The organism is Geminicoccus harenae (assembly GCF_019800005.1).
GTDB lineage: Bacteria > Pseudomonadota > Alphaproteobacteria > Geminicoccales > Geminicoccaceae > Geminicoccus > Geminicoccus harenae.
The window spans coordinates 1-4341 of record NZ_JABGCL010000092.1; the positions used below are offsets into that span (position 1 = coordinate 1).

Annotated in this window: 4 protein-coding genes; 1 reads left to right on the top strand and 3 read right to left on the bottom strand. The window is 61.7% G+C overall.

Features of this window, described 5'->3' with window-relative positions; translation table 11 throughout:
• Positions 1-928: 928 nt before the first annotated feature.
• Positions 929-1651, top strand: a complete 723-nt coding sequence (locus tag HLA95_RS26705) for a glucosaminidase domain-containing protein (protein ID WP_191060906.1) — start codon at positions 929-931, stop codon at positions 1649-1651.
• Positions 1652-1654: 3 nt separating this feature from the next.
• On the opposite strand, the gene HLA95_RS26710 is transcribed toward HLA95_RS26705, so the two are convergent.
• The 3 genes from HLA95_RS26710 to HLA95_RS26720 form a co-directional block, all read right to left on the bottom strand.
• Entirely contained in the window at positions 1655-2368 is a 714-nt protein-coding gene (locus tag HLA95_RS26710; protein ID WP_191060907.1) for a peptidoglycan-binding domain-containing protein, read from the bottom strand.
• Positions 2369-2923: 555 nt separating this feature from the next.
• Complete coding sequence (locus HLA95_RS26715; protein WP_191060908.1) at positions 2924-3310, bottom strand: YidH family protein; 387 nt, start codon at positions 3308-3310, stop codon at positions 2924-2926.
• Positions 3307-3774, bottom strand: coding sequence for a DUF1622 domain-containing protein (locus HLA95_RS26720; RefSeq protein WP_222185047.1), 468 nt, complete (start codon positions 3772-3774; stop codon positions 3307-3309). Before HLA95_RS26720 ends, HLA95_RS26715 begins: the two co-directional genes overlap by 4 nt.
• Between the last annotated feature and the right edge of the window lie 567 nt (positions 3775-4341).

Consider the following 4341-nt stretch of genomic DNA (forward strand, 5'->3'; position numbering starts at 1 on the left):
GCTCCGCGTGAAGAAGCGCGGGTCGCCGATCATCGTTCGGCTCATGCCCTATTCCTGCCGGTGCATCCGTCGGCGGTCATACTCGGCCGGTGATTGCTGATCCAGCCGGGCGGCGGCTTTTGGTCCATGAGCTGTCGTGCTTGTAACGGAAACCCTGGGGTCACATTGAGCGTGCTTGCCGCTGGCCTCCTGCACAACTTTGCCGACGTGATGCCCCACGATCTGTGCGCGGATCTCGATCTGCCGCCTGGCTCGGCCTATGCGAGCGGCGCCTGTTGGGTGAAGGCTAGCAACCCTACCTGGCAAAGCGGGCGGAGGTCCAGATGATCACCGCTCGTCAGGTGCGTGCTGCCCGAGCCTTGCTCGGGTGGACGCAGCACGAGCTGGCAGAGGCCTCAGCCTTTCGTTAGCTGTCGTGAACAACATCGAGCGCGAGGCCACCCGTGGCCGTGCCAGCACCTTCAGGAAGCTGCAGGGTGCTTGGAGAAGGCTGGCATCCAGCTGATCGAGGAGTGGGCACTTGCCTCAATCGGCATGGTGGTTGCACGTGCGCAGTCTAGAGTCGGTCCCCTGCGGGGCGGCTGGCCGCTCTTGCGCGGAATGTGGCAGTGATCACGGCCGAGCTGGCCTGCGACCGCCCGCAGTACAGCGGCAGGCAGTTTGGAGCGATAGAGCCGGCAGAAGCGGCAGATATGCAGTAGCTGCAGAGAACTCGCCTGACGAGAGGTGCGGATACTGCCGACCGCCGGGGCCAACACTGTAGAAATTAGATCAGAAGCAAATATATTTATTGGAATCTGAAGTTGGACGAGCAGAAGCAGTGCCCTCTCCCAACTAATCCGATGGTGACCATACTGGTGAGTTGAGGAACTTCCCGCGCGACGGCTTGTTGCATGCCTGCGCCAATTCTAGGCGATGGAGCGGTAGGATGAAATGGGCTGTCTATGGAGCTCCCTTTGTTCTTCTGTCAGCACTGACCGCTTGCTCGACTGTTCGGAATGTCGCGGCGGATGCTGGGCTGCCGGTGGAGGAGAGTGCTACCGCAGAGACGGCGAGCACGGCTGAGGCAGGCTGGGGCTGCCAGCAACCCCAGCCTGGGCATCCGACCCAGGCGGAGGAGCGGACCTTCGTCGACGAGGTCGGCCGATTGGCACAGCAGGCCGAGCGAGAGCATGGCGTGCCGGCTGCAGCCCTGACCGCCATGGCAATCCAGGAATCCGGCTATGGCTGGACGAGGATGGCACAGGAGACCAACAACCTTCTGGCCTGGAAGTACGTGCCAGGACCTGCGGTAGGCGACCGGAAGGCTTGGCAGATCGATTGCCCGGAGCCCGGCCCGCACGACCGGTTCGTTGTGTTTGCCGATCGAGCCGAGGCAATCGACTTTGTCGCGGAGCAGCTCGCCACCACGCCGAATTATCGGGCGGACACCCAGCGCTATCATCGAGACCGCGCCAGCCAAGTGGATGTCCGGCAGGCGGTGGATCGCTGGATAGATGGCATCGCCGATCCCTACAGCACCGATTCCGAGGCCTACCGGATGGCGATCAAGCGGTTGATGAACAACCCCTATGCGCCTGGGAACCAGCTCTCGCCGGAGGACAACCTGTACCGGCTCTCTGAGGATGTTTCGCCGGCGCGAAGCCAGTGACGATTATCGGGCGATGTTGGCCGGGACGTGGAAGGAGTTGGCGATCGCGGTCGCGACCGGCCGGAAGCTGCGATCCTCGCTTTTCGGCCAGCGCAGAACGTAACTCGCCGTGGCGCCAGCCTTCCTGCGCGACATGACATAATAGCCGGAGTCATTGATCAGGAAGCTGACGACGAACCAGTTCGGCCGGAAGATCTTGTAAACGGTAATATGCGACTCGTCGGTGGCGATCTTGTCAAAGGAGGCGCGGAACGCGGCTTCGCTGTCAGGCCCGGTCACCAACATGGCGAGGTTGGCCGACATGTCGCCACGGTAGAACTCCTGACCAGTGGGGCCGAGGGAGCGTGAGAGCGGCAGAAGGGCCGCAGGGTAGCCAATGCGGTAGCCGGCGACGGGGTTCTGGTAGATCGTCCAACCGGCCTTCGCCTCGGCGGCAGCGGCATCTGCCGTCAGCTGCTTTCTCTGTGCCTGCGAAAGCTCGCCACTCGGCAGCATGCCGGCTGCGGACTGATAGGAGCGGATCGCGCGCTGTGTGGCCGGCCCGATCCGGCCATCCACTGTGGCCTCGTAATGCCCAGTCCAGATCAGGTCCCATTGCAAGCGGGCGGCATTGTTCTGTGCCGCGGCGTCTGCGTCGGCAACAAGGGTTGTAAGAACGGCAACTATCAGGAACAGCGGACGCGTGGCATTCCGCCCAAGGGGAAGCCTCGCAAGCACCCAATTTATCATGAGGTCCTCACTCACCATGGCGAGAGGCGGCTTGCCATACCTCAAGGAACGTCGCCGGAAGAATGCAGGGCGACGCTGGAGCAACGGGCCAACTCGGCGATAGTTGCGGGTTGCCAACAAGATCTGCCAGCCGGTGCCCCTGATTGCCTGAGCGTCACCTGTCCCTGCAGTGACGGGCCAGGCGTACCTGTCAGTTGGATGCCTTCTGCCTAAAGTGCCCATGTCCGCCGCACCTCCTGCAGCGGTCGACCATGCCATCCACGCGTACTTAGGAAGGAAGTTCGTGTTGGCACGTGAGACGGGCGTAGAACGCCGTCACCTCGGGGCCTTGCTGAGGGTCAGCTGCTTGCTGACCCGGCTGTCACAGCTCGCGCGTAGTAAGTGCCGCTTGATCGCGACGACGTTTCAGCCGTTCTGACGGGCACGAATGCACATCCGACTCAGAACAATATTTGCAATTGCACAGCCGGCCCATCATGCGGCGGCTGCTCCCATATAGATGCAGTGGCACAAGAACGGGCGGATCCCTAGCTCGGGCCGAGATTACCCCGTCCAGATCCCGATCAGGGCGCTGATTGCCACGATGATCAGGGCAGCGTTCACAGTGATCAGGATCGGCGGGTAGATCCGCTTGGTATCGCCCTCTGGTGGTAGGGATCCAGGATGTAGCACCTGCCGCCAGACACCTGCCCCGAAGCTGAACGCGCTGAGGAGCACCAGCACGGTACCGCCTAAAAGGATGGTCCACTCCGGGACATGCCCCTCCAGCAGCTTGCGCGCGCCGACACCGCTGGCAAGCGCGGCAAGGCCGGTGCGGACCCAGGCAGCATAGGTACGTTCGGCAGCAAACACGGTTCGATCCGCCGCCAAGGTGGTGCGACGGTCGGTTGCCTCTGGTTCCTGCCGTTGCTGACCCTCGTTCTCGATCATGGGTTTCGCTCCAGTCGCCCCGGCTCTGCCTTCCGGGCTGGTGTCTGTTGCCAGGGCCAGCGGCCCTGGATCTCAACCTCAAGGGAAAAGCTGAGGAAGGTTCGGATCAGCACAATGACAGCCAAGACGCCCAGGTTCTCGAGAGTAGGCTCGACGGCGACGGTACCGATGATGTCGGCCGCAACCAGGAATTCGAGGCCAAGCAGGATGGCGCGACCGAGGCTAGCCCGATAGGCATCATAGATGGCAGCAGAACTGCCCGATCGCAGCAACTGCCAAACATAGCGGAGCGTGGCGCCTATGGCGCCAAGCACGATGACGGCAACCCCAACAATCTCGATGCCGCGCGCCGTTCCGTGCAGCCAGATCTCCAGCCAATTCGGAACCCGCGGCAGCAGTTCCTTGGACCCGGCAGTTGCGATATCCTGCGCCCAGACGGGGAGCGGAAGGAGGACCATGCTCATTGGCAGAACTTGCCAAATCTGTACGAGCAACCTGCGAGCTGGTGTCATCTGGCCATGACCATGAGTGGCTGGTCGAGCGGATCGACCATGGTCTCGCTGTTACAAGCTGGAATATTGTGCGGCGGCTACTCTACGCGCTCGGTTGTCCCGCAACCGTGATCTCAAATATGAGGAATGGGAGCGTGTTTGCAGCCCACAGGCTCATGAGGTCTCTGGTCGCCGGGAGCAGTAGAAGCGGAATGAATTGTGGTCCGTGGCTATCTTAGATTGACGTAGATAGCGCGCACTTCCTCGCCCATTGGTTCACAACTCCACAGATGTTTTCCATATAGAGCACCTTCGCTATTCTTCCATGCGTAAGCGGTCCAACGCCGACCTCACCTCGTCAAGCCCGTAGCCATCACTCCGCCTGTCACTGACTTCACACCATGCTCAAGACAGCACCGCAGGTGCTGATCTGCCTTGCTGCCCAAGGTGCTCCACGCGTTGCCACTGTTGGTGCTGCTGCAAATCCAGCTCAGTTGGTGGTCTGGAACCGTCGAGCGTCAGTCCTCATCGTTCGCAATG